Source organism: Campylobacter showae, from assembly GCF_900699785.1.
Taxonomy (GTDB): Bacteria; Campylobacterota; Campylobacteria; order Campylobacterales; family Campylobacteraceae; genus Campylobacter_A; species Campylobacter_A showae_D.
In genome coordinates, this window is the sequence record NZ_LR535679.1 from 2111607 (window position 1) to 2137190 (window position 25584).

A 25584-nucleotide genomic window follows, 5' to 3' on the forward strand; every position below is an offset into this window, starting at 1 on the left:
GAAAATGAAAGATGCATAAAGCCAGTATCGTTCCTGCGTTGGTTTGCGCCTTGTCTATAGGAGGCATGTGTGAACTAGGAGCCGCAGAAACCAAAGACTCGGAAGTAAATTTAAATGCCGTTGAGGTTACGGCTAGTCCCGAGGATGATCCGACTACTAAAAAAGTTGGCGAAACAAAAAAGAGCGCACAAACTCTAAGTAAACAGCAAGTTTCTGATAGTAGAGATTTGGTTAAATACGAAACGGGCGTAAGCGTTGTGGAAGCCGGCAGAATGGGTGCCAGCGGATACTCGATCCGCGGAGTGGACGAAAACCGCGTTGCTATTACGGTAGATGGACTACATCAGGCCGAAACGCTAAGCTCGCAAGGTTTTAAAGAGATATTCGAAGGTTATGGAAATTTTAACAATACTCGTAATGGCGTCGAAATAGAAAACATGAAAGAAGCGACGATTACCAAGGGTGCAGATTCAATTAAGACTGGTTCGGGCGCACTCGGCGGCTCGGTTATGTTTGAGACTAAAGACGCTAGAGATTATTTAACAAAGAAGGATTGGTTTTACGGCTTTAAAGTAGAGCACTCTAGCAGAAACGACGAAAGACTGCACGCCCACACTCTAGCGGCTCGAGCAAAGTGGTTTGATTTTTTAGTGATCAAGACTGATAGAAACGGTCATGAGACTAAAAACTATGGGTATTCGACATATGACGATAGCGTAAGGGGCAGGGAAAGAGAGAGGACTGATCCGTATAACATAAAAAAGGAAGGAACTCTAGTAAAAATAGGCTTTCAGCCACATGAAGAGCATAGATTTACCTTTATGAACGACGATTATGAAAATAGATCGCAAGGGCATGATTACTCATACACGCTTTATCCGCGATCGATTACAAATCCGGGTTTTTTTGAAACCAAGCTTGGAGAGAGATATACGGACGATCTAAGCAAGAGAACAAATAGAGGAATAGCGTATGAAAATTTTACCGAAACGCCGTTTTGGGATAGCGTTAAAATTTCATACTCAAATCAAAAAATAAAACAAAGAGCTAGGACGGAAGAGTATTGTAGAGGTGATAACTGCGCGGAAACAAGCAACTCAATCGGGCTACAACCCAAGGGCTCAAAAATAGTCGATAAGAACGGAAAGGATTTTAATACTGGTAGAGAATTGCTGCCCGGAGACGGCACTTCTTTCCCCACGCTTACCGATTCGGACGGCAAGAAGCATAGAGATTTTTCTTATAAAAATATCAACGAATACGGCTTTGACTGCTCGATTTTCGACTGCTCCGGCAAGACGAAACTTTATAAACCGAAACCTTGGGGGACCGGCCCCGATGAAACTATCGATCTTGACCTGTCCAAAAAACAATATACCACTCCCAACGGCAGGCATAGGTTTGATATTACAGAAGAAACTCATAACGGAAAAACATATAAAAGGGTAACGCAAAAAACTTATAATACTTGGACACAAAAATGGGAAAAATCTATCCAAAACGACCAATATAAAACTGTTCTGCCTAATTCAAAAGGCTATAAGGAGAGAGACTGGAAAGAGAGGGATTTAGACACCAATACAAAACAGTTTGATTTAGATTTTAGTAAAGATTTTGAATTTTTAAGTTTGGAAAATAGCCTTACATACGGGTTAAAATATATAAAAACCGATAAATCTATGGTAAATAGAGCCGGCTATGATGCGGCAGACCCGAAGTGGTGGGCAAATACATCTCCGGGTGCAGATTGCCAGGATGCTGATAAGTGGGATGCGTTAAGATGTCCTAGAACCGATCCGGAAACATCGTTTCTAATACCTGTTGAAAGCAAAAGCGGAGTCTTTCACATAGCGGACGATGTCATAGTAAATGACTTTTTTGATTTTAATCTAGCATATAGGTATGATAAAATAAAATACGAACCAGAGTATATCCCGGGCAAAACTCCTAAAATCCCTGACGACATGGTTAAGGGATTATTTATACCGTTAGCGGTAAATCCTCTTAGGGAGCCAAGCTGGCGCGATTATGCCAACTGGTCGGATTACTTAGAGGCAAGAAGGAGATATGATGCCAAGCAAGCCGAGGTGGATGCTCTAAATGCAACGAATGCCGAGCGAAATATCGCCTATCTGGCACAACCGAAAGAGTATAAAAATAACTCCTATGCCGTGGGCTTAAATTTTAATCCATTTGAGTTTATGAGAATTCAAACGAAATATTCAAAAGCTTTTAGAGCGCCGACTACAGATGAGCTATATCTTGCGTTTAAGCATCCGGATTTTACGATAAAACCAAATGTGGACTTAAAGCCTGAAATAGCCAAAACCAAAGAGGTGGCCGTTACTTTTCATAGCGAAAGCCAAAGTTTTATTACTATTAGTAAATTTAAGACGGATTACCAAGACTTCTTGGATTTGGAATACCAAGGCACCAAAAGGGTAAATACGAACGCGAATAGCGCACTTGACTTTGATATGTATCAAAACGTAAACAGACAAAGAGCCAAGGTACATGGCATAGAGATAAACTCCAAATTTAATCTCAGCGATATCGCGGATAGTCTAGGTGGATTTTATATAGGATATAAATTTACGAAACAAAAAGGTAAAATTTTAACCGATGCCGACGGGTTAGTGCCTATGAATGCGATACAACCTAAAACCTCAGTTTACAACATAGGCTATGCAAGCAAAAATGATAAATTTGGAGCCGATTTGTACTTAACGAGTGCCTCGGCCAAAAAACCAGAGGAAACATACAATATGTTTTGGAAAAACGAAAGACAAAGCGGAGATCCTATAAACGGACGCCAGGTGACCGATTATAGGGCGCATTGGTTAAGCTCGAATTATAAAGTGATAGATCTGATAGCGTATGCTAAACCCGTTAAGAATCTAACCTTTAGACTAGGTTTATACAATATAACCGATGAAAAATACATCACGTGGGAGTCTGCTCGCTCTGTAAGGTCATTTGGTACCACAAATATGGTTCGCAAATCAGACAGCTTAGGCATTAACCGCTTTTATGCTCCCGGAAGAAATTTCAAGCTAACGTTTGAAATGACTTTCTAGTCAATAACGGGTCGATATAAAACTATCGACCCATATCTCCTTCAACTTCTTTTTGCAACAAGTAGACATCTAAAATTTGGTTCATTATTTAGAACTGCGCGTATATTTTTGATTTAAATTTGCGGTTATGAAATTTTGCTTTTTTTACTATAAATCGCGCTAAAGCTAACCACCGCAAGCGCGCTCCAGATAAGCAAAAACGATAGAGCCTTGAGAGCGCTAATTTGCTCGCCGTAGTAAAAAACGGCAAGCAAAAGCTGCATCGAAGGCGAGATATACTGCAAATAGCCGATCGTGCTCAAATTTAGCCTAGTAGCCGCCGAGTTAAAAAGCAAAAGCGGCACTACGGTCGCAGGCCCGCAAAGAGCTATCAAAAGCCCAAACCACGAAAAGCTAAAGTGATTTTGTCCGCTAGCCGCGACGAAAAATAGCGCGACGAGCGCGATAGGAGCTATGAGCGCGGTCTCGATGAAAAGCCCCTCTAAAGAGGGCACGCTAAGGCGCTTTCTAATAAGCGAATAAAATCCAAACGTGATAGGCAAAATAATAGAGATGATAGGCAGGCCGCCCGCGTCGTAAATTTGCACTCCAATAGCCACAAAGACGACGCCTACGGCAAATTTGCCCGCGCGCGATAGCTTTTCTTTTAAAATCAGCACGCCAAGGAGCATATTTACGAGAGGATTTATGAAGTATCCTAGGCTGGTTTCTACTATCTTGCCTATATTTACGGCGTAGACGTATATCCACCAGTTTGCGGCAATGAGAAGTCCCGTGACAAATAGCCAAAACGTAGTTTTCTTGTTGCTTAAAATTTTCTTTGCGGCGCCTAGTTTGTGACCAAATTTGAGTAGTAAAAATAAAAGTAGCACCGACCAAAGGATGCGGTGAGCGACGATCTCGGTAGCCGAAAGCGCGCTGAGTTGTTTAAAATAAATAGGAAAAACGCCCCAGATCATAAAGACCGACAGACCGTAGATTAAGCCGATTTTGGTTTGATTTTTGTCTTGCATTTTTCCGCTTTTTTTGGCGAAATTATATTTATTTGTCGTTAATCAAACCTTATATGGCTCAAAAAGGCGCAGCGAGGGCAAATTTGGGGCTAAAATTTGAAATTTTATCTGTAATAAAAGTTCTTTTAGCTAAAATCGGCGTTATTTTTAAAAAAGGTTTAAAGATGTGGAGTAGAGATTCGTGGAGAAAATTTAATATCTTGCAGCAGCCAAGCTATCCCGACGATGCCTTGCTAAAAAAGGCCGAGGATAAGCTAAAGACGATGCCGCCGCTAGTTTTTGCCGGCGAGGCTAGAAATCTAAAGCAAGACCTTGCTAAAGTTTGCAACGGCGAGGCGTTTTTACTCCAAGGCGGCGACTGCGCGGAGAGTTTTTCAAATTTTAACGCCGTAAATATCCGCGATATGTTTAAAGTAATGCTACAAATGGCGATCGTTTTGACATTTGCCGGACGCTGCCCCGTCGTAAAAGTAGGGCGCGTGGCGGGTCAGTTTGCAAAGCCTAGAAGCTCGGACTACGAGGAACAAGGCGGCGTAAAGCTACCGAGCTACCGCGGCGACATCATAAACGGCTTTGAATTTAACGCCGAGGCTCGCGTGCCCGATCCAAACCGCATGATCGAGGCGTACTATCAAAGTGCGTCCACGATGAACCTTCTTCGCGCCTTTTCTCGCGGCGGTCTAGCCGATCTGCACGAGGTAAATCGCTGGAATCTGGGCTTTATCAAAAAGCCCGAGCTTGACGCTAAATACGGCGAGTTAGCTAGGCAGCTGAGCCAAACTCTAGCGTTTATGGGGGCTTGCGGCATAAACGCCTCAAATACTCCCGTGCTTAGCGAAACTAAGGTCTACACCTCGCACGAGGCGCTTTTGTTGCCGTACGAGGAGGCGCTCACTAGAGAGGATAGCCTCACCGGCGACTGGTACGACTGCTCGGCGCATATGCTCTGGATCGGCGAGCGTACGCGCGGCGTAAACGACGCTCACGTGCATTTTCTAAGCGGCGTTCATAATCCTCTTGGAGTCAAGATCGGACCAAACGCTACCGCACAGGACGTCATCGCGCTCGCAAATGCGCTAAATCCGCAAAACGAAGCGGGCAGACTAAACGTAATCATCAGAATGGGCGCGGATAAAATCGGCGAGCGGCTACCTAAAATCCTACGCGAAGTAAAACGTGAAGGCCTAAATATCGTCTATAGCATTGACCCGATGCACGGCAACACGATAAAAGCCGCAAACGGCTACAAAACGCGCGAATTTGACAAAATCCTAGCCGAAGTGCAGAGCTTTTTTGAGATACATAGAGCAGAAGGTACGCATGCGGGCGGCGTGCATCTAGAGATGACGGGCCAAGACGTGACCGAGTGCACGGGCGGATCGTTTAAACTAAACGAGGATGATCTCGCGCACAGATACGAAACGCAGTGCGATCCGCGCTTAAATGCCGATCAGTCGCTAGAACTAGCGTTTTTAATCGCTGAGTTTTTAAAGAAAATTTAGCTTTAGCGGGCGTAAATTTGATGAAATTTGCGCCTATTAAATTTGACGCATTAAATTTATCAAAATTTGGCGAGGCTCAAATTTGATTCGTAAATTTACGGAATTTAAACGAGTCAAATTTGCTCACGCCCGCCTTTTGTCTTTCAAATTTTACTGCTTTTTCCGCTTTTAAATTAAATTTACCCCAAATTTCGCGAATTTCTTAAAATTTAATACAATTTTCGCTACATTAATGAAAAATTATCAAATCGGAGAGAAACAATGAGCGATGTTTACGACATTATCGTGATAGGCGGCGGCCCTTGCGGCATCGCGACCGTCGTAGAGGCGAGAGCCAATGGATTAAAAAAAGTTTTGCTTCTCGAAAAGGGCGACAACCACAGTCAAACTATAAGAAAATTTTACAAAGACAATAAGCGCGTGGATAAAGAGTATAAAGGTCAGGACAGCACCATCCACGGTATCGTATCCTTTGAGGACGGCACGAAGGAGAGCACGCTTGATTATTTCGATAAGCTGCTAGACGAGGAAAAGATCGAGGCCGTGTTTAACTCCGAGGTCGAAAGCGTAAAGAAAAAGGACGGTTTGTTTTTCGTGCACACCGCAAAGGGCGACTATCAAGCCAAAAACGTGATGATAAGTATCGGTAAAATGGGGCGCCCGAACAAGCCCGACTATAAGATCCCACCTTCGCTAAACAACGTTATAAATTTTAACCTAAACTCCTGTTCTAGCGGCGAAAAAGTACTCGTAGTAGGCGGCGGAAACTCGGCCGTAGAGTACGCTATCGAGCTATGCCAATACAACAAAACTACGCTGGCCTACCGCAAGGATAAATTTAGCCGCGTAAACGACGTAAACGTAACGGCGCTATGGGAACTAGAAAAAGCAAATAAGCTAAAAGTGCGACTAAATCACGATATCACGGAGATCGAAAACGAATCCGGACGCGTGAGAGTGCACTTTTCAAACGGAAAAATCAGAGTCTACGACAGGGTCGTCTACGCTATCGGCGGCTCGACTCCGGTGGATTTTCTACAAAAATGCGGAGTAGAGCTCGATGCGGATAAAGATCCGGTTGTAAACGAGCACTATGAAAGCAGCGTCGGCGGGCTATATATCGGCGGCGACATCGTGCTAAAAAACGGCGGCTCGATCGTGCTCGCGCTAAATCACGCGCATAAGGTAGTCCAAGACATCAAGGAAAAATAGAATTGAGAGCGTTAAATTTAGTCTTATTTTTTATCTGCGGTTGTTTGCTCACGCTGGGCGGGTATTATTTGTATTTCGAGTTTACGAAGCCGTCTGCAAGGCCAACGGAACTCGCCGTGCAGATAATGAACGTCGAGGAGATATCTAAAAACGAGCGCGTAAATATACCGATTAAAGAAAATTTGATCCCGCAAAGCCAAACCGCGCCGCAGGAACAATACGCTAAAAATTTGGATGCGAACTATACGGACGCGCCTATTTTAGGCAATGAAACCGAGCTAAAAGAACAAATCCGCGTCCTGCGCGCTCAAAATAAGCTGCTTTATGACGACAACGTCGATCTAGTCGGTAAAAATCTAGAAATCTCAAACCTCTTAAACGATCAACAAGCCGAGCTGGAAACTAGGCGAAAACAAGCTGCTAACGCTAATGACAAACAGCGTCTAAGCGCGATCGACGAGCTAAACAAAAAACTAGCCAAAGCGCAGGAAGAAAACGAAAAAAATAAAAATTTAGAGCAAAATTTGACTTCGCTTCGTAGCGAGATCAAGACTCTAAAAGCCGAGCTTGAAAAAAAGCAGAGCGAATTTGACAAATCAAGCGCCAAAACGCAAAACGAGAGCCAAAATGCGTTAAAACGGCTCGAAGCTCAAAACGACGAGCTAAAAAATGAAGCGACTTCTGCTAAAGCTAAATTTGAAAGCGAACTAAGAACTGCGACCGAGGAGGCCGCAAAACTAAAGAGCGAAAACGCTAGACTTACAAACGAGTTAGGGCTAAAAGATACCGAGATAAAAAGGATCGCGAGCGAATACAACGCCCAGGCGCTAAACGCTCAAAATTTAACCAAAAGCAGGATAGCGGCTCTAGAAAAAGAGCAAAACGCGGACAAGAAAAAAATAAGCGAGCTTGAAGCGAGCCTCGAAAACGCAAATAAAAAAGCCGAGTCAAAAGCCAAACTAAAGTCAATAAATAGCGAGCTAAATGCGACGAATAAAGAACTAGTAGCAAAGCTCGAAAGAGAGAAAAAAGGCTTTGAAAAAGAGGTAGAAAAAATCCTAGCTATGCACAAAACGGAGTTTGAAAAGCTAAAAAGTCAGCTTGAAAAAGAGCGTCAAGACACCGAGCGAAACGTAACCGAGCTAAAGGGTAAAATTTATGAGCTAGAAGATCAGGTCTCAAAAAAAGATAGTTCGTTAAAAAGCGCGGAAGCCAAGGTGGTCGATCTAAACGAGTCGCTAAATATCCAAAAAGAACTGCTAGCAGACGAGATCGCCGCTGGTAAAAAAAACATCCAAAACTATAAAATTTTAAATAACAAAATCACAACTTTAGTTGAAAACGACATCAAAACAGCCAAGGAAAACAAAGAGCAACTAGATGCTTTAAATGAGCTTTTGACGCAAAAAGACGCAGAGCTCGCGACTCTAAAAAAACAGATACAAGACGGAGCTAAAGATCTAAGCGACACGAAGGAAAATTTAGCCAAAACAAGTACACAAAAAAACATCGCAAAGGGCGAAGTGGCGCAGATACTAACTAAAAACGAAGAGCTGATGAGCGAAAATGAAAATCTAAAAAAGATAATCCAGCTAAATTTTAGAGCCGAAGTGCCTAAAAAAGTTGTTTTCATCGCCTCGGTCGAGTGCTCGGATATGAGCGCGGGCTCAGACAGGCCGACGCAAGTTTGCAAAAACAAGGTAAGCGACTTTTTGCAGAGTTATAATTCAAATTATTATTTCGAGATCACGCCGATAGTGAGCCGAGGTAACTTTATCGCCACGTCAAAAGCGGCAAAAGTGATCCCGCAAGATGAACTCGAAAAGATCAACTCATATGCAAATTTCGGTATCGGCAAGGAGCGCGCTAAGGTTGCTGGCGAGATGATAAAAGACGAATTTGGCGACTTTTCTCGCATATCGTATAGTAACGACATTATAACGTCTCAGGATAAGCAAGGATTTATCATCAAGGTATATAGATGATAATCACTCAGCCCAAAAACGGTTACCGCTACAACAGCGATACGATGTTTTTGTATGACTTTATCCGTGAGGGCGGAGTGCGCGGCGAGGTGCTAGAGGTCGGCTGCGGTAGCGGGGTTTTGGGGCTACTTTTAAAGCGCGATTTTCCCAAAATTTCGCTTAGCTTGCTTGATGTTTTAGAAGCTAACGTAAATTTAGCCGCCGAAAATGCTAGCCAAAACGGTATTGAAGCCGAATTTATAACAGCTGATTTTGCTAAATTTAAGAGCGAAAAAAGATATGATCTCATCGTCTCAAACCCGCCCTTTTACCACGACGGTGTGAAAAAAAGCGAGAATGAGCATCTGCGCACCGCTAGATACAGCGAAAATTTGCCCCTTAGAGAGCTTGTAGGTAGGGCAAATTCGCTCCTAAAGCCGCGCGGAGTTTTTAGCTTTTGTTACGACGCTAAGCGTCTAGCTGAAATTTTACTTTGTTTGAGCGAGTTTAAATTTACGCTTACTAGGCTTTGTTTTGTGTATCCAAAAGCAGACGGCGCGGCAAATTTAGCACTCATCGAAGCTAAAAAAAGCTCAAAATCCTTAGCTCAAATTTTGCCTCCGATTTTCGTTTTTGAAGGCGGAGTTTATAGCAAAAAGGCGGCTGAAATTTTTGCCGCGGCAAATACGCAAAGCAAGGACGCGTTAGAGTGAGTTTGCTAAGACAAAGCGGCTTTGGATATGAATTTGACGCTAGCAAGTGCGAGCGGTGCGGCGGCAAGTGCTGCACGGGAGAAAGCGGCTATATATGGATAAGCTCGGCGGAAATTTCGGCGCTAGCGGAACATTTAAAAATAAACGAGGACGAGTTTAGATCACGATTTTTGGATAAATTCGGATATAAATTTAGCCTCAAAGAAAAGCCCTATGAGGGCGGATTTGCGTGCGTATTTTTTGACGAAACGGCAAAAAACTGCTCGGTTTACGACTTTCGCCCGAGCCAGTGCCGCACCTTTCCGTTTTGGGACTATTTTAAGGATAAAATCAATGAATTGGAGAAAGAATGCGCGGGAATAAGGCGATTTTAAAATTTATATTGGCGGCCTTGCTTGTTTGTTTTGCTACCGCCAAAGACGGTTTTGACGAGAATTTATACGTTATCAAGGCGCTTTTGGCGGTGGAAAACGCCAGACACGACGAGGCGACCGAGCTTTACGAGCAGCTTTACGAAAAAACCAAAAACACGGACTATCTAAAAGAGGCGCTCAGGCTCGCGTTTTTTTCTAAAAACGTAAATTTTAAAAGCATTTTAGCGCTCAGCCAAAAGGTACTAAAAGACGACGTAGACGTGCTTCGCATACAGGGCGCAAATTTGATGAGCGAAAACAAACTAGACGAAGCGGCAAAGATAATGCAAGAGCTGGTCAAAAAAGAGGATGTCTCTAAAAACCACGTCATGCTCTCTGCCGTCTACTCGATGCAAAACGACAACAAAGCCGCTCTAGGCGAGCTAGAGCGTGCGTACGAGCTAGATAGGAGCGTGGAAAATTTGTTGCGAATAGTCGATCTTTTATACAATAAAATGAACGACAAAAAAGAGGCGATCAGGCATCTGGAGAGCTCGCGCCGTATCGATGGCTGCGAGGTCGAGACCTGCACGGCGCTAGTAGATATCTATGCGCAGGACGGCCGCTACTCCGATATGATCGATGTTTACGAGGGGCTTTTTGAAGCGACGAAAGAAAAAATCTATCTCGAAAAAGCGCTTGGCGTCTATATCTATCAAAAAAACTACGACGGTGCGATCAAATTTTTGCAAAAATACTCCTACAATGACGACGCTTTGATGGATCTTTACGCCGCGACGGGGGATTTTGCTAAGGCTTATAAAAAGGCGCAGGAGGCCTTTGATAAGAGCTTTAATCTCGAATATCAAGCCAAAATGGCGATATATCAATACGAAAGAGACACAAACAAACAAACCAAAAAGATAGATCAAGATAGCCTAAAGCAAGTCATAAATAACTTTGAAAAATCGGCCGTAAAACTAAATAATGCGCTATATCTAAACTACTACGGCTACCTACTCATCGATCACGATATAGACGCGAAAAAGGGGATAGATCTGGTAAATAAAGCCCTCGAGCTGGAGCCGGGTTCGGTGTTTTATCTAGACTCGCTAGCATGGGGATACTATAAGCTTGGCGAGTGCAAAAAGGCCGACGAGATAATGCAACAAGTCCTGCACGACGAGGAATTTGTAAATTCGCCCGAAGGCAAAGAGCACATAAACGCTATCAAAGGGTGCTTAAAAAAGGGTAAAAAATGATACTAGATCAGATAATCGAACGAACTAAAGAGGACTTGGCGCTGCGAAAATCGCAAACGCCTTTTGAAAAGCTACAAGAACTCGCAGCCAAAAATCCTCGCGAGATAAAAGACGCGGTAAAAGCGCTAAAAAGTAGCTCAGACGAGCCGTATCGCATCATCGCCGAGGTCAAAAAAGCAAGCCCTAGCAAGGGGCTGATAAGGCCAAATTTTGCGCCCGTAGAGATAGCCAAAGAGTATGAAAAAGGCGGCGCAAACGCCATCTCGGTTCTAACTGAGCCGCATTTTTTTAAAGGAAATTTAGAGTATCTAGCTGCCATCAGAAGCGAAAGCTCGCTACCGCTACTTCGTAAGGATTTTATCGTAGACGAGTATCAAATTTTAGAAGCGCTCGTTTACGGGGCTGATTTTATCTTGCTTATCGCAAAGGCTCTTAGCGCGGGCGAGTTAAAGCGGCTGCTTGATTACGCGCGATCGCTCGGGCTTGAGGCATTAGTGGAGACGCACGACGAAGAGGATGTGGAAAAGTCAAATTTCGCACGCGCAAAGATAGTCGGAGTAAATCACCGAAATTTAAGCACGTTTGAGATGGATATGAGCCTTTGCGAGAAGTTGTTTTCTAAAATCAAAAACGCAAGCGCCATCGTCGCCGAAAGCGGTATCTACGAGCATTCGCAGCTAAAAGAGCTTCATGCGCAAGGAGCCGATGCGTTTTTGATAGGCGAGCATTTTATGAGGCAAGAGGACTTGGCAAAAGCCGTAAAAACCGTAAAGGAGGGCTAGGATGGATCACATTTGTGCGCCGTGGAGGAGCGAGTATTTTGGCAAAAAGGAGCAGGGCTGCGTCTTTTGTAGCGTCGTAAATCATCCCGAAAAAGACGCCCAGACTGGCGTTTTGTTCCGCGCAAAGCGGTGTTTTGGGATCATGAATCTCTATCCGTATACGCCGGGGCACTTTATGGTGATACCTTACGTGCATACCGATAATATCGAAAGCCTAGACGAGCAGACGTGGTCGCAGATGAGCGCCTACGTGCGCGAGGGCGTGAAAATTTTAAAACGCGAACTAAATGCGGCGGGCGTAAATATCGGGATGAATCTAGGCAAAGCAGGCGGTGCGGGTATCGCAGAGCACGTACACTATCATCTAGTGCCGCGCTGGAGCGGAGATACGAACTTTATCACATCTATCGCCGAAGTGCGCGTAAACGGCGTGCCTTTTACTCCGCTTTACGAGAAGCTCAAAGCCGCGTTTGCGGACGTTTGCTTTAATGAGCGGTAAATTTATTTTTACCAAATTATTTTTTGGTAGAATTATCAAAATTAAAAGATATTGAGGCATACGATGAGATTTATTTTGCCGATATTTTTGTCGTTTTCTTTTGTTTTTGCAGATTTTAGCTGCGATGACGCTTTGACTGAAAAGCAGCGGTTTTTCTCGCAAAATTTAACATTTTCGGGAGAATTTGAGCCAAACTGCAATGACTCTATCCTGGGGATAAAAGAGGCGCAAATTTTACTCTCGGCCGCTCAAAAGATCCGCGCCGAAAGCCTTGCTTGCGTCGGAAATTTAGCGACTAAAAATTTAAACGAGTTTAAATTTAAGATACTAAAAGCCTCCTATGCGCCCGAAATTTATGCCAAAGAGCTAGAGAGTCCAGACGAATACGAAAAATTCGTATCGCAAAACAGAGCCAGGCTTCGCTACTGGGGACATCAAAGCCTAAGTAACTTCACGGTTTTTAAGGACTTTAACAAAGACTATAACGCCGCGCTTGAGCCGCTGGTAAACTACTACAAATCAAATTTCAAAATAGACGAAGGCAGCGCGATTTATTATGCTTCGAAGGTCGCAAACGAGTTTTTAAAATTTGCCGCCGCGACTTTGCAAAACGGCGATATGGACGAGTTTGCGAGGAAAGTTAGCGACCCGACCTTTACAAAATACGGCATAAATGAGGCGATATATTCGGGCGCCGTCTCGCAAAGCTCGCTGCAAAACGCCTTTAACGCCGCGCTTCTTTACGAAAAAAGCGAGGACGTGATAAGAGAGTTTTTGCGTGCGGGGGTAAATTTAAACTACGGCTTTGAGAGTTCGCTGTTTTTCGCGCTTAAAAATTTAAATAACGTAAAGCTCCTAGTTTCTAGCGGCGCGGACGTAAACTACGAAAATCTGCTCGGTATCACTCCTCTTTTTAAGGCCGTACAGCTAAACGACATAAATTTGGTCAAATTTCTGCTCAAAAATGGAGCGCTGGTAAACAAAAGGCTGATAGACCTTAGCACCAAGCTTGCCTATAGCTCAAATTTGAGCGTCCAACTACCGAGCTTCGTGAAACTCTGCGACTTTGACGCGGCTTCAAAAAGCGTGCTCATGAGCGCGGCGGGGGCGGCTGATGTGGAGATATTGCAGCTTTTGGTAGATAGCGGCGCGGACGTGCAGGCGGTTGATGATAACGGACTAAACGCCCTAGACTACGCGATCATCGGCAAAAAGGAGATCAATGCGCAGTATCTAAGGGCGATGGGGCTTGAGTCAAATTTGATCACCGAATAAGGAGAAAATATGAAAGGAACGGCTTTTATCACGGGAGCTACGTCGGGTTTTGGCGAAGCGATAGCTAGGATGCTGAGCCGCGAAGGCTACAAGATCGTAGCGCTCGCTCGCCGCAAGGAAAGGCTCGAGGCCTTAGCTAAGGAGCTTGGAAATACGCACATCATCGTCGCAGATATCCGCGATAAAAAGGCGGTTTTTGACGGCGTGGCAAATTTGCCGCAGGAGTTTCGCGATATCGAAGTGCTCGTAAATAACGCAGGCCTAGCGCTGGGGCTTGAAGGCGCGGCGGAGACTAGTATCGAGGACTTTGAGACGATGGTAGATACCAACATCAAAGGCTTTTTGTACTCGACTAAGGCGGTTTTGCCCCTCATGATCGCGCGAAAGAGCGGCTATATCTTTAATCTAGGCTCGACAGCTGGCGCATGGCCGTATCCGGGCAGTCACGTTTACGGCGCGAGCAAGGCTTTTGTGAAGCAGTTTAGTAGAAATCTGCGCAACGACATCCGCGGCACCGGCATACGCGTGACCGAGATAGCTCCGGGCATATGCAAGACCGAGTTTAGCGAGGTTCGCTTCGGCGGCGATAAGGCTAAGGCCGATGCTGTTTACGAAGGCGTAGCGTACATCACCGCCGAGGATATCGCGCAGATTGTGCTAAACTGCCTAAATATGCCTCACCGCGTCAATATCAACGTCGTCGAAGCGATGGCGACGCAGCAGACTTGGGCTGGGCTTTTTATCGAAAAAAAGTAGGCTTTTGGCGTTAAATTTGCGTGATCGTCGGCTGGGTTAAGCTTAAATTCGCTTGCCTTGTCGCCTAAATTTGAGCGGCGGAAGCGAGGCTGCATTTACATTGCCCAGCCTGCTCAATCTTGAAACAAAATCTAAATTTAACCTTCTTTCGTGCAAATGATGCGCGGCGCGCTAAATATCAAATTCGACCGATAAATCAAAGCTAAAATTTCCCACAAAATCTAAACTACGAGCAAATTTAAATTTGCCGTTTGGTATCGTGCTAAGCAAAATTTCCACAAAAGCTTCTTTTCTAACATAAATTTTAATAAAGGGCTAAAATTTTTGGCCGATAAGCGAATTTAAAACAAAAATTTAAGCCGCATTTAGCTAAATTTACGCCTTAAATACCGACCGATGGCACGCGGGGCGGAAAATTTGATTAAACCGACGAAAAACAAAAAGGAGTTTTTGATGAAAAAGATTTTATTTTTGTCGCTTTTGCCGATCTTGGCGCTAGCCGTAGATCCCGAAGTAGCGAAAAAAAATGCCGAAATTTTCGGCTTTTGGACGCTCATACCGCCCGTGGTGGCGATAGTTTTGGCGTTTATCACCAAAGACGTCGTTTTGTCGCTGTTTATCGGCGTTTTTAGCGGTACGTTTCTCATAAACGTCATCGACTCAAGCATCCCGATGACCTTCGTAAAGGGCTTTACCGACATCGTAAAAAGGGTCGTGGGCTCGCTGGCCGATAGCTGGAACGCGGGCATCGTGCTTCAGGTGCTTTGTATCGGCGGCGTGGTCGCGCTCATCACCAAAATGGGCGGAACCAAGGCCGTGGCGATATGGCTGAGCAAAAAGGCTAAAACAGGCGTTTCGGCTCAAATTTCAACCTGGGTGATGGGACTTTTCGTCTTTTTTGACGACTACGCGAACTCCCTCATCGTGGGCCCGATCATGCGCCCGATAACGGACAAATTTAAAGTCTCTCGCGAAAAGTTAGCCTTCATCATCGACGCTACCGCCGCTCCGATAGCGGGCCTAGCCGTCATCTCGACTTGGGTCGGACTTGAGATCTCGCTGATCAAACAAGGCTACGAGCTCATCGGCATAACGAACGTAAACGCTTTTAGCATCTTCGTCGAGACGATGCCTTATAGATTTTACAATCTTTTCATGCTATTTTTTATCGTCTGCACCGCATTTATGGGGCGCGAATTTGCCGGTATGCTAAAAGCCGAGCGCAGAGCTAGAGCGGGCGAACTACACCCTAGACGCGACGGAGCGATGATAGAGGACGTCGAGGATAAGACGCTAGAGCCTAAAGAAAACATAAAACTACAAAGCTCAAACGCGATCGTGCCGCTTTTGGTGCTTATTTTGGGCGCGTTCGTTAGCTTTTATTTTAGCGGTTTGGGCTCGCTTGAGGGCGAGGCTCTTGAGAGCGCGAAGGCTCATCCGCTTACGTTCCACACCTTCCAGGCTACTTTTGGCGCAGCTGATGCATCGGTGGCGCTATTTCAGTCAGCTTTGTTAGCTACGATAGTGGCGATATTTATGGCCGTTTATAGAAAAATTTTAACCGTGCGCGAGGCGATAGAGACATGGGGTAAGGGCTGGAAAACCATGATAACTACGATCATCATCCTGCTTCTTGCTTGGTCGCTTAGCTCGGTGATCAAGGAGCTCGGCACGTCTCGCTACCTAGTCGATCTGCTTTCGCAGTCTACGCCAAAGATCGTCCTTCCGGCGGCGATTTTTATGCTGGGTTCGTTTATCAGCTTTTCTACCGGCACCAGCTACGGCACGATGGGTATCTTGATGCCGCTTGCGATACCGCTAGCTAGCGCGGTGGGCATGCACAGCGGACTAGAGGGCGACGCCTTGCACGCGTATATGATAGTAAATATCTCAGCCGTTTTAACGGGCGCGATATTCGGCGATCACTGCTCTCCGATCTCGGATACTACGATACTTTCGTCCATGGGCGCGGGGTGTAACCACATCGATCACGTCCAGACTCAGATGCCTTATGCGCTTGCCGTTTGCGCGATTAGTATTTTTGCGGGATACTTCCCGACCGCGCTTGGCCTAAGTATCTGGATAGTGCTTCCATTTGGGCTTTTGGTGACGGCATTAGTGGTTAGATTCGTCGGGCAAAAGGTTTAAATTTGCCCGATAAGTTTTGTAAATTTTTAGGAGAGTGCGGTAGCTGCACTCTTGATATGCCTTATGAGGAGCAGGCTGAATTTAAAAAAGATCTCATAAGGCGCGAATTTGAACCGTTTTACCGCGGCGAATTTGAGTTTTTCGCCTCGCAGAGGGCCGCTTACCGCACGAGGGCGGAGTTTGGAATTTGGCACGATATTTGGCATAGCGCGGTCGATCTAGCATACACGATGCACGGTGCCAAAACCAAGCGGATTATGATAGACGAATGCCCAAAAGTAGCCGCTCCTATCGCAAATTTGATGCCGCGTTTGCTTGAAGCGCTTATGAAAAATCAAATTTTAAAAGAGAGGCTCTTTGGCGCCGAGTTTATCTCGTGCGCGAGCGGGATACTAGCGACGCTGCTCTATCATAAGCGCCTAGGCGAGGCCGAGCAGAGCGAGATAGAAAGCTTAGCGCGCGAGCTTGCCGGTCACCGCGTAACGATCGCTGCAAGGGCAAAGGGGCAAAAGCTGCTAAGCGGCGAGTTAAATTTGCTAGATAGCCTAAATATCGGCGGTAAAATTTATAAATTTACATTCGGCGACGGAGCTTTTATCCAGCCAAACACCGCCGTAAACGAAAAGATGGTCGCATGGGCGAAGGGCTGCGTAGAGTGCGGCGCGGATCTGCTCGAGCTTTACTGCGGACACGGCAACTTTACCGTCCCGATGGCGGAAAAATTTAAGCGCGTTTTGGCGACCGAGATATCCAAAGGCTCGATCGCAAATGCCCTTAAAAACTGCGAACTAAACGGCGTAGATAACATTAAATTTTTACGAATGAGCGCCGAGGAGCTAATGAGCGCGTTTGGGCGCGAGCGCGAGTTTAACCGCTTAAGAGAGCTTGATATCTTTAGCTACGACTTCTCGCACGTTTTGGTCGATCCGCCTCGCGCGGGACTTGATGAGAGCGTGATAAATTTCATCAAAAACTACGAAAATATCATCTATATCTCCTGTTCGCCGCAAAGTCTAAAACGCGATCTAGCGCAGCTTGCCGCGACGCACGAGGCGGTTAAATTTGCCGTCTTTGATCAGTTTGCAAACACAGCTCACATCGAGTGCGGCGTGCTTTTAAGGAGTAAAAATGCCTAGCGACTTAAGGCAAATTTTATCCTCTGCTAAAAATATCGCGGTCGTGGGCCTTAGTCCTGATGAGAGCAAGCCTAGCAACGAGGTGGCGAAATTTCTCATTGAGAGCGGTTTTAACGTATTTCCCGTCTATCCAAAATTTGATGAAATTTTAGGGCGCAAGGTTTATAGAAATTTGACCCAAATAGATGAAAATATCGACATCGCCGTGATGTTTAGAAAGGGAGAGTTTGCTAGCGAGCTAGTAAAGGACGCCGTCAAAAAAGGCGTGAAAACGCTGTGGTTGCAACTGGGCATAACAAACGACGCAGCAGAAGCGGTCGCGCGCGAAAACGGGATAAATTTCGTGCAGGATAAGTGTATAAAAAATCGAGCTTCAAAGGCTTGATTGGTCTAAATTTGACGGTGACGCACGATTTTGAGGTAGCGCCGTAAACGTAGCAGATAACGGCAAAAACGAAAATATAAATAAAAATAAAGAAAACGTAAGCAAAAATACGGTAAATAAACGCGCGAGCAAAAGCGACGAAAAGTAAAATTTAAACAAAAAACGAAAGGCCAAAATGATCTCTCTAAATAAAATAATCCAAGCCAAGCGCACGATAAGCGGCTTCGTGTATAAGACGCCGTTTGCTTACAGTGCGAAACTAAGCCTCGCAAGCGGCGCGCTCATCTACCTAAAAGAAGAAAACCTCCAGCGCACGGGCGCATACAAGATCCGCGGCGCGTATAATAAAATCGCAAATTTAAGCTCAAACGAGCGCAAAAAAGGCGTCGTCGCAGCAAGTGCGGGCAATCACGCCCAAGGCGTAGCTATCTCGGCGCGCGAGTTTAAAACGCCGGCTACCATCGTGATGCCCGAGTCCACGCCGCTTTTAAAGGTGCTAGGCACAAAAGATCTAGGTGCCGAAGTTATCCTAAAGGGCGACAACTTCGACGAGGCCTACGCCTACGCCGTAGAATACGCCAAGCAGCAGGGCATGAGCTTTATCCATCCGTTTGACGACGAGTACGTGATGGCCGGGCAGGGCACGGTGGGGCTTGAGATGCTTGACGATCTGGCCGAGCTTGAGACTATCGTCGTGCCGGTTGGCGGCGGCGGGCTAATCAGCGGTATTTCAAGCTGCGTAAAACAGGTAAACCCAGACATTCGCGTAGTCGCCGTGAGTGCGAAGGGCGCGCCTGCGATGTTTAACAGCTTTAGCGCTAAAAAAAGCATAAACTCAAAAACCGTGCGCACGATCGCCGACGGTATCGCGGTTCGAGACGCTAGCGAGACGACGCTGGCAAATATCCTAGAGTGCGTGGACGAGTTCGTGCAGGTCGATGACGAGGAGATCGCAAACGCGATTTTGTTCCTGCTCGAGACGCAAAAGATCGTGGTCGAGGGCGCGGGCGCGGTCGGCGTAGCCAGCATCCTGCACAACAAGGTCAAATTTAAAGCCGGCGAGCGTATCGGCATCGTGCTAAGCGGCGGAAATATCGACGTGCAAATGCTAAACGTCATCATCGAAAAGGGTCTCATCAAATCCCACCGCAAGATGGCGCTGCAAATCACGCTGATCGACAAACCCGGTGCGCTCATGAGCCTAACCGATAGCCTAAAGATCGCAAATGCCAATATCGTGAAAATCGACTATGACCGCTTCTCCACGAGCCTAGAGTACGGCGACGCTAATATCACGATCACGCTGGAAACCAAGGGCGAGGATCACCAAGAACTCATTAAAAAAGTGCTCAGAGAGCATGATTTTAAATTTATTCAGGTGTTTTAGGCGGTTAAATTTGAGCTCAAATTTGCTTGCTAAATTTGGAGCAAATTTGAGTCAAATTTAAACCCGTATCTTAAAGGTGCGGGTTTTGCCAAATCGCGCCGACCCTAAAAGCTCGCTAAATTTAAATTTACAATCCAAATTTATACCGATGTAAAACAACCAAAAGCTCAAATTTAACGATTATTTTAACGAATTTCGCTAAAATCGCCTTTTAAAGGAGCAAAGATGATAGATGTTATAAGCCTTATTTTAGCGATTTTGCTAGCGATTTGCGTATTTATGATTTTTAGATTTAACAAAGCCTTAAAAACTGTGCAAAAGCCTTCTACGACGCAGATTAGCACCGAGATATCGCAGCTAAAATCCATCGGCGAGTTATCCGTTTTTCAGGTCTATAGCAAAGAGATCGTGACCAAGACCGACCATGCATTCGGCAGCTTCGGCAAGGAGTATCTACGCTGGCTAGTGAGCGAGAAAAAGCTCTCGATGATATTTGAGTTTGAGATAAATTTCATCTACGACCTAACTAGCCCGCGCCTAGAGATCGTAAACGTCGCGAGCGAGGAGTATCTCATCAAGATGCCGCCTTGCAAATACAAATTTTCGATCGCGAATATGAAATTTTACGACGAGAAAAACGGCAAATTTATCCCATTTTTGTTGCCTGATTCGCTAAACGGATTTTTCGGTAGCAGCTTTAGCGAGGAGGATAAAAACAGGCTCATCGAGGAGGCGCGCGCCGAGGTCGAAAAGATGTCCGTGCGCCTGATAAATCAGCTCCAGTCCAAGATTCACAAATCCGCGCGCGACACGCTAGAGGCGATCGCAAAGAGCTTCGGGGCTAGGGCGGTGAGATTTGAGTTTAACGACGAGGGCGAGCAGGTCAGGCTAAATCTACAAAACGTGGCGTGAGGACAAGATGGCATTCGTAAAAGCGCTCTTGATAGGTAAAGCAAGGCAGTACGGCAGCGTGGCGGCCACGGACGAGCTGGGCAAGGCTTGGCGCTCGGCGATATTTAAAAATGCGCAGACGGGCGAAATCTACGCAAACGAGCTTGGCTTTGAGGGCGACGAGGTCGCCGACACCAAGCATCACGGCGGCGTAAATAAAGCCGTGTTTGCAAATTCGCTAGAAAACTATCCCGCGTGGGAAGCTTATCTTGGGCTTAAAAATTTGCCGCTAGGCGCGATGGGCGAAAATTTGACCGTTAGCGGACTAGATGAAACTAGCGTAAATGTGGGCGACGTCCATAAAATCGGCTCGCTGGTGCTGCAAGTAACCCAGCCTAGAAAACCGTGTTTTAAGCTCGCAAAACGCTGGGGAAATGCAAATTTAGCCAAAGAGATTTTTGTCACCGGATTAACCGGCTGGTACTATAAAGTGCTTGAAAACGGGTCGTGCAAGGCCGGCTGCGAGGTAGAGATCTTGCAAAAAAACGAAAATGCTCTAAGCATAATGCAGATAAACAAGCTATTTTTTAATCCGAGCGAAAATTTGGATTTATTGCCCAAATTTAGAGCGCTAGAAGCGCTGCCTGCAAGCTGGCAGGACGATATAAACAGACGCTTAAACGGCTCGTATAGCACGGCTTTTATGGAAAAACTTTGAAAAAAACGGCGAAAATTTGCCAAAAAGCTTGACAAATAAGGTAAAAATATATATAATCACCTTTCTTTTTACAGGCTGGGGTATCGCCAAGCGGTAAGGCAATTGGTTTTGGTCCAATCATCCAGAGGTTCGAATCCTCTTACCCCATCCACTCAAATTTCATCGCGGAGTAGAGCAGTGGTAGCTCGTCGGGCTCATAACCCGAAGGTCGGCGGTTCAAGTCCGTCCTCCGCAACCAAATCTAATTTTTCCTTCATTTACTCCGAAAAATCAAAATTTCGCATTAAAGAAAATTGCTTATGAGCTTTGACGTACCAAAAATTTTAATCGTTTTGCTACTGATTGTAATTATTTTGCTGACTTTAAAGCTATTTAAAAAGCAAAAAATCAAGCAAACTAGATACAAAAGCGATAGCGGCGATACGGTAAAAAGCCGTGCCGAGCTCATCGTGGCAAATTGGCTGTTTTACCGCGGCATAGATTTTATCTACGAGAAAAAAGCGCCGACCAAAGAGCGCGTCGTTAGCGATTTTTACCTTACGCAAAGCAAAATTTATATCGAATTTTGGGGACTTGAGACGCCGCAATACCTAAAAAGAAAAAGCAAAAAAATCAAAATTTATAAGAAAAACCGCCTAAAACTTATCCAAATGAACGACGACAGCCTGCGCGATTTAAACGTATTTTTTGCTAAAGAATTTGCAAGGCTCGGCGCAAAATATCAAATCAAGCCAAAACAGTAAAATTTATCAAATTTAAATGCTTCCGTCTTTGTCGCAAATTTGTATGCAAATGCGTCGATTAGTACAAAATACAAGAAAGAGGAGGTTGAATTTGGCGGATATAAGATTTATTAAATTAGAAAATCGACTATTTAAAAGTGTTTGCGGTTGTTCGAAAAAACAGATTTAAGTGTCGGTATCGCAACCGTAGTTGTCGGTCTGGGAGTGGGTGATAAAACCGTGCGAGTAAAGCGCGAGGTAGGATGTTAAGATGACTTACCGCTCGCGTAACGTCAAACAGGCGTGTCTGCACTTTTAGGTCGGCAATTTTTTTCCAAAATAGTAAGCAGTCGGCGGCGAGTTTGATCAAATTTGGTCGTCGTCATAAAAACAGCCAAACTCCTACCGTCTGCCTTTTTTAAAGGTTTGGCAAATTTAACCAAAACAAAGACGCGCAAAATTTACCTCACGCATATTATTATCGCTAAACTGAACATTAGCATTTTCAAGGTGCGGGTTATACCCAAAATCGGTCAAATTTGATAAATCCGTAAAAATTAAACAAAAACTTACAAGCCTGGTCGCTTCGTTTAAATTTAACCAAAATTCGTTTGCACCGCGTCTGACTACGTCTAAAAGTCCGTAAAATCTCAATCCAAGTCCGCGTAAAAGCCTAAATTTAAAGCTAAAAATGTATAATTATCCTAAATTTTAAACAAGGAATAACAATGGATAGAGTAGAGCAGGCCATAAACGACATCAAAAACGGCAAAATGGTCGTCATGGTCGACGACGAGGATCGCGAAAATGAGGGCGATCTCGTATTTGCGGCGACCTTTAGCGATACGCAAAAGGTAAATTTCGCCATAACTCACGCAAAAGGCGTGCTGTGCCTTGCGCTAAACGAGGAGATCGCAAAGAGGCTTGAGCTAAATTTAATGGTGGATAAAAACACGTCCTGCCACGAGACGGCGTTTACCGTCACCATAGACGCCAAAAACACGACCACGGGCGTGAGCGCCTACGAGCGCGACGTCACGATCCGCCTAGCGGCCGATCCGATGTCAAAGCCGGAGGATTTCGTGCGCCCTGGACATATCTTCCCGCTCATCGCTAAAAAAGGCGGCGTGCTAAGCCGCACGGGACACACCGAAGGCTCGGTGGATCTATGCAAGCTTGCCGGCCTAACGCAAGCAGCCGTCATCTGCGAGATCGTAAAAGAGGACGGAAATATGGCTCGCAGACCCGATCTAGAGGCGTTTTGCGAGAAATTCGGGCTAAATATGGTCTCGGTTTCCGAGCTCGTGCAGTACCGTCTAAAACACGAAAGCCTAATCGAGATAAAAGAAAAAAGCGCGGCTAAGATAGTAGGCTTTGACGCCCTAAAATGCGAGATCCTAGATCACAAGGGCGAGCGCCACTATGCCTTTGTTTTCGGCGAGATAAAGGATAAAACCGCGGTCAAATTTCATCAAATTTCAAGCGATGTAGAGCTGCTTTGCTCGGATAAATTTGACGATTTGCGCGGTTCGCTCGAGTATCTAGCTAAAAACGGCGGTGTCGCGGTGTTTTTACAAGGCGAGGAGAAGTGCGGCGGACAGGTCAAGGACTACGGCATCGGGGCGCAAATTTTACACAAACTAGGCGTCAGCCGCATCGAGCTTTTAAGCGCGAATAAGAACAAAGATTTTGTTGCGTTAAAGGGCTTTGGACTTGATATCGCGGGTTACAAAGAATAACGCAAGCGGGCCTAGCGAGGTCGCGCGAGCCTTTGCCAAGACGCTAAATTTGGGGCTTTTGTACGCGGATAAAAAAGGCGTCATAAAATTTATAAATAAAAAATTCGAGCGGATTTTCGCTCTGACGCCAAAAATTTTTTACGGAGCTAAATTTGACGATATGATCGCTGCGGCGCAGGGGCTGGGCGAGCTAAAAAGCTTTGAAAATCTCAAAAATAGCCCGCTAAACTCGAGCGATTTTATCGTAAAAAAGGGTGAAAAAAGCTTCAGGCTAAACGTCTCGAACGTGCTTGAGGGCGGGGTGAAATTTGACGGATTTATCCTCGCGGTCACCGATGTCACGCACGAAAAGGAGCTCGAAAAAAAGGAGCTTGAGCAAAGGCGCTCGGTGCTAGTTCACGCCAAAACCGCGCTGGTAGGCGAGATGATAAACTCCATCTCGCATCAGCAGCGCCAACCTCTAAGCGCGCTGGGGCTGTATCTAGATAACATCGAGGAGTGCGCGAGTGAGGGCGAATTTGAGCGCATACCCGCTCAAATAGCAGCCTGCAAAAAGAGCCTAAGGCTCATGGATGAAACGATAAAGGCGTTTAGAAATTTTTACGCCAGTGGCGAGGGGGCTGTGAAATTTGATCTCGTTAATATCATAAACGAGCTTATTTTGATAGTTAGACCCGAGCTAAACTCTCACGGTATCGAGCTAAAATTTACCTACGAGGGCGGCAAATACGAGCTAAAAAGCGTCGCTAGCTACGTGAGGCAGATCCTACTCTCCTTGCTCTCAAACGCTAAGGACGCATTGGTTGAGGGCGGATGCGAAACGCCGCAAATTTTGATCGAGCTAAAGAGAGCGGGCGAGCTATTTTGCGTGAGCGTGAGCGATAACGGCGGCGGAGTCAAGGCGGATAGCGATAAAATTTTCGAGCCGTTTTTTACGACGAAAAATATGGGCACGGGCACGGGGCTAAACGTAGCTAGGGAGCTCGCCGTAAAAAAGTTAGGCGGCTCGCTGGAGCTTGAAAGTGCGGCGAATCCGACTAAATTTACGCTATTTTTGGGCGAAATTTAGACGAGGCGATAAATTTGAAAATTAGTTTGCAAACTTAAGAAACACAAGCAAGAAACGAGGCTAGCGTGTATAGCAAAATAAAAAATATCTTAAACGGCGTAAATTTGCTCATCGTCGAGGATGACGAGAGCCTGCGCGAAAGTATCAAAATATCGGTCGAAAACTACGTGAGCGAGGTTTACGCCTGCGCAAATGCCAAAGAAGCGCTGGAAGTTTTTGAAGTAAAGGGCGTAAATTTGGTGCTTTCAGATATCAACATGCCGCATATGAACGGGCTTGAGATGGCGGCTCGCATAAGGGGGCTGGATAAAGACGTGCCCATTATTTTTCTCACTGCATATGATAGCGACGAGAACGTGCTTAGCGCGATAGAGCTAGGGAGTTTTGGCGTGCTAAAAAAGCCGTTTGAAAAGCGCGATCTAATCATGCAAATGAGCTTTGCGGCGAATAAATTTAAAAACGATTTCGCGGAGGTCGATCTAAAAAACGGCTTTAAATTTAACGCCTTTAGTAGGCAGCTAACAAAGGGCGGCGAGCCCGTGGCGCTAACGAAAAAAGAGCAAAATTTACTACATCTTTTTCTAAAAAATCAGGGCCACATCGTGAGCTTTGAGATGATCGAGTCGTGCGTCTGGCAGGATGGTAGCTGCACTGCCGACGCGATACGAAGCTTCGTCTATAAACTACGCAAAAAACTCTACCCCGAACTCATCCAAAACGCGCAGGGCAGCGGATATGCGCTTATCCTAGCCGAGCAAAATCAACGAACCGTGAGTCAAACGAGCTATATCTGAGGCAAGACGGCTTAATCAAAAATTCATAGTTTAAATACAAAATGCGGCGCTTTTAAATTTGGCGTCTGCAAAGACCGCAATGATAAATTTAATACAAAACTCGGCGATTATAATCCGTTTAAAATTTACGTTTTATTAAAAGCGTAAATTCAGCATAAATTAAAATTTAAGTCGTAAAATGCGAATT

At 45.4% G+C, this 25584-nt stretch carries 22 protein-coding genes and 2 tRNA genes; 23 read left to right on the forward strand and 1 reads right to left on the reverse strand.

Annotated features, from left to right (window positions below):
- Positions 1-65: 65 nt before the first annotated feature.
- Positions 66-3077 (forward strand): TonB-dependent hemoglobin/transferrin/lactoferrin family receptor, encoded by a 3012-nt coding sequence (locus E4V70_RS10390; protein WP_122862849.1) that lies wholly within the window; start codon positions 66-68, stop codon positions 3075-3077.
- A 125-nt stretch (positions 3078-3202) separates the two neighbouring features.
- Here E4V70_RS10390 and rarD read toward each other — a convergent pair whose 3' ends face one another.
- Complete coding sequence (gene rarD / locus E4V70_RS10395; RefSeq protein WP_122862850.1) at positions 3203-4090, reverse strand: EamA family transporter RarD; 888 nt, start codon at positions 4088-4090, stop codon at positions 3203-3205.
- 164 nt (positions 4091-4254) lie between these two features.
- Between rarD and E4V70_RS10400 the strand changes: the two genes are divergently transcribed.
- The 22 genes from E4V70_RS10400 (at position 4255) to E4V70_RS10510 (ending at position 25397) form a co-directional block, all read left to right on the forward strand.
- On the forward strand, positions 4255-5592 hold the full coding sequence (locus E4V70_RS10400) for a class II 3-deoxy-7-phosphoheptulonate synthase (RefSeq protein WP_163026456.1): 1338 nt from the start codon (positions 4255-4257) through the stop codon (positions 5590-5592).
- Between the two features lie 261 nt (positions 5593-5853).
- Positions 5854-6804 (forward strand): NAD(P)-binding domain-containing protein, encoded by a 951-nt coding sequence (locus E4V70_RS10405; RefSeq protein ID WP_122862852.1) that lies wholly within the window; start codon positions 5854-5856, stop codon positions 6802-6804.
- Between the two features lie 2 nt (positions 6805-6806).
- Complete coding sequence (locus tag E4V70_RS10410) at positions 6807-8789, forward strand: coiled-coil domain-containing protein (protein WP_122862853.1); 1983 nt, start codon at positions 6807-6809, stop codon at positions 8787-8789.
- Positions 8786-9481: a tRNA1(Val) (adenine(37)-N6)-methyltransferase gene (locus E4V70_RS10415; protein ID WP_122862854.1), complete on the forward strand. Its 696-nt coding sequence runs from the start codon at positions 8786-8788 to the stop codon at positions 9479-9481. The genes E4V70_RS10410 and E4V70_RS10415 overlap by 4 nt, the downstream gene beginning before the upstream one ends.
- On the forward strand, positions 9478-9855 hold the full coding sequence (locus tag E4V70_RS10420) for a YkgJ family cysteine cluster protein (protein WP_122863153.1): 378 nt from the start codon (positions 9478-9480) through the stop codon (positions 9853-9855). The genes E4V70_RS10415 and E4V70_RS10420 overlap by 4 nt, the downstream gene beginning before the upstream one ends.
- Positions 9831-11096 carry a tetratricopeptide repeat protein gene (locus E4V70_RS10425; protein WP_122862855.1) on the forward strand — a complete coding sequence of 422 codons (1266 nt, stop codon included), beginning with the start codon at positions 9831-9833 and terminating at the stop codon, positions 11094-11096. The genes E4V70_RS10420 and E4V70_RS10425 overlap by 25 nt, the downstream gene beginning before the upstream one ends.
- A complete protein-coding gene (gene trpC / locus E4V70_RS10430; protein ID WP_122862856.1) occupies positions 11093-11878 on the forward strand; it encodes an indole-3-glycerol phosphate synthase TrpC in 786 nt (261 codons plus the stop codon). The genes E4V70_RS10425 and trpC overlap by 4 nt, the downstream gene beginning before the upstream one ends.
- A gap of 1 nt (position 11879) precedes the next feature.
- Positions 11880-12377, forward strand: coding sequence for an HIT family protein (locus E4V70_RS10435; RefSeq protein ID WP_122862857.1), 498 nt, complete (start codon positions 11880-11882; stop codon positions 12375-12377).
- Positions 12378-12440: 63 nt separating this feature from the next.
- Positions 12441-13652 carry an ankyrin repeat domain-containing protein gene (locus tag E4V70_RS10440; protein ID WP_122862858.1) on the forward strand — a complete coding sequence of 404 codons (1212 nt, stop codon included), beginning with the start codon at positions 12441-12443 and terminating at the stop codon, positions 13650-13652.
- Between the two features lie 9 nt (positions 13653-13661).
- Positions 13662-14408 carry an SDR family NAD(P)-dependent oxidoreductase gene (locus E4V70_RS10445; protein ID WP_122862859.1) on the forward strand — a complete coding sequence of 249 codons (747 nt, stop codon included), beginning with the start codon at positions 13662-13664 and terminating at the stop codon, positions 14406-14408.
- A gap of 453 nt (positions 14409-14861) precedes the next feature.
- Positions 14862-16556 carry a Na+/H+ antiporter NhaC family protein gene (locus E4V70_RS10450; RefSeq protein ID WP_172603259.1) on the forward strand — a complete coding sequence of 565 codons (1695 nt, stop codon included), beginning with the start codon at positions 14862-14864 and terminating at the stop codon, positions 16554-16556.
- Between the two features lie 2 nt (positions 16557-16558).
- Positions 16559-17692: a tRNA (uridine(54)-C5)-methyltransferase TrmA gene (gene trmA, locus E4V70_RS10455; RefSeq protein WP_122862860.1), complete on the forward strand. Its 1134-nt coding sequence runs from the start codon at positions 16559-16561 to the stop codon at positions 17690-17692.
- A complete protein-coding gene (locus E4V70_RS10460) occupies positions 17685-18077 on the forward strand; it encodes a CoA-binding protein (RefSeq protein WP_122862861.1) in 393 nt (130 codons plus the stop codon). Before trmA ends, E4V70_RS10460 begins: the two co-directional genes overlap by 8 nt.
- A 175-nt stretch (positions 18078-18252) precedes the next feature.
- Positions 18253-19464, forward strand: coding sequence for a threonine ammonia-lyase (ilvA, locus tag E4V70_RS10470; RefSeq protein WP_122862863.1), 1212 nt, complete (start codon positions 18253-18255; stop codon positions 19462-19464).
- A gap of 225 nt (positions 19465-19689) precedes the next feature.
- On the forward strand, positions 19690-20376 hold the full coding sequence (locus tag E4V70_RS10475; protein WP_122862864.1) for a DUF4230 domain-containing protein: 687 nt from the start codon (positions 19690-19692) through the stop codon (positions 20374-20376).
- Between the two features lie 7 nt (positions 20377-20383).
- Positions 20384-21073, forward strand: a complete 690-nt coding sequence (locus E4V70_RS10480) for an MOSC domain-containing protein (protein WP_122862865.1) — start codon at positions 20384-20386, stop codon at positions 21071-21073.
- A gap of 76 nt (positions 21074-21149) precedes the next feature.
- Positions 21150-21224: transfer RNA gene (locus tag E4V70_RS10485), tRNA-Gln, on the forward strand.
- 12 nt (positions 21225-21236) lie between these two features.
- Positions 21237-21311: transfer RNA gene (locus tag E4V70_RS10490), tRNA-Met, on the forward strand.
- 61 nt (positions 21312-21372) lie between these two features.
- Positions 21373-21816 carry a helicase IV gene (locus E4V70_RS10495; protein WP_122862866.1) on the forward strand — a complete coding sequence of 148 codons (444 nt, stop codon included), beginning with the start codon at positions 21373-21375 and terminating at the stop codon, positions 21814-21816.
- 707 nt (positions 21817-22523) lie between these two features.
- Positions 22524-23534, forward strand: a complete 1011-nt coding sequence (locus E4V70_RS10500) for a bifunctional 3,4-dihydroxy-2-butanone 4-phosphate synthase/GTP cyclohydrolase II (RefSeq protein ID WP_122862868.1) — start codon at positions 22524-22526, stop codon at positions 23532-23534.
- On the forward strand, positions 23509-24603 hold the full coding sequence (locus tag E4V70_RS10505) for a PAS domain-containing sensor histidine kinase (RefSeq protein WP_122862869.1): 1095 nt from the start codon (positions 23509-23511) through the stop codon (positions 24601-24603). Before E4V70_RS10500 ends, E4V70_RS10505 begins: the two co-directional genes overlap by 26 nt.
- 65 nt (positions 24604-24668) lie before the next feature.
- Positions 24669-25397, forward strand: a complete 729-nt coding sequence (locus tag E4V70_RS10510; RefSeq protein ID WP_122862870.1) for a response regulator transcription factor — start codon at positions 24669-24671, stop codon at positions 25395-25397.
- The last annotated feature ends 187 nt before the right edge of the window (positions 25398-25584 follow it).

Coding starts and splice junctions, on each gene's coding strand:
- E4V70_RS10415 (WP_122862854.1), top strand. CDS start 8,786: ATGATAATCACTCAGCCCAAAAACGGTTACCGCTACAACAGCGATACG.
- E4V70_RS10435 (WP_122862857.1), top strand. CDS start 11,880: ATGGATCACATTTGTGCGCCGTGGAGGAGCGAGTATTTTGGCAAAAAG.
- E4V70_RS10450 (WP_172603259.1), top strand. CDS start 14,862: ATGAAAAAGATTTTATTTTTGTCGCTTTTGCCGATCTTGGCGCTAGCC.
- E4V70_RS10400 (WP_163026456.1), top strand. CDS start 4,255: ATGTGGAGTAGAGATTCGTGGAGAAAATTTAATATCTTGCAGCAGCCA.
- E4V70_RS10445 (WP_122862859.1), top strand. CDS start 13,662: ATGAAAGGAACGGCTTTTATCACGGGAGCTACGTCGGGTTTTGGCGAA.
- E4V70_RS10495 (WP_122862866.1), top strand. CDS start 21,373: ATGAGCTTTGACGTACCAAAAATTTTAATCGTTTTGCTACTGATTGTA.
- E4V70_RS10425 (WP_122862855.1), top strand. CDS start 9,831: ATGCGCGGGAATAAGGCGATTTTAAAATTTATATTGGCGGCCTTGCTT.
- E4V70_RS10390 (WP_122862849.1), top strand. CDS start 66: ATGTGTGAACTAGGAGCCGCAGAAACCAAAGACTCGGAAGTAAATTTA.
- E4V70_RS10480 (WP_122862865.1), top strand. CDS start 20,384: ATGGCATTCGTAAAAGCGCTCTTGATAGGTAAAGCAAGGCAGTACGGC.
- E4V70_RS10500 (WP_122862868.1), top strand. CDS start 22,524: ATGGATAGAGTAGAGCAGGCCATAAACGACATCAAAAACGGCAAAATG.
- E4V70_RS10405 (WP_122862852.1), top strand. CDS start 5,854: ATGAGCGATGTTTACGACATTATCGTGATAGGCGGCGGCCCTTGCGGC.
- E4V70_RS10460 (WP_122862861.1), top strand. CDS start 17,685: ATGCCTAGCGACTTAAGGCAAATTTTATCCTCTGCTAAAAATATCGCG.
- E4V70_RS10440 (WP_122862858.1), top strand. CDS start 12,441: ATGAGATTTATTTTGCCGATATTTTTGTCGTTTTCTTTTGTTTTTGCA.
- trpC (WP_122862856.1), top strand. CDS start 11,093: ATGATACTAGATCAGATAATCGAACGAACTAAAGAGGACTTGGCGCTG.
- ilvA (WP_122862863.1), top strand. CDS start 18,253: ATGATCTCTCTAAATAAAATAATCCAAGCCAAGCGCACGATAAGCGGC.
- rarD (WP_122862850.1), bottom strand. CDS start 4,090: ATGCAAGACAAAAATCAAACCAAAATCGGCTTAATCTACGGTCTGTCG.
- E4V70_RS10475 (WP_122862864.1), top strand. CDS start 19,690: ATGATAGATGTTATAAGCCTTATTTTAGCGATTTTGCTAGCGATTTGC.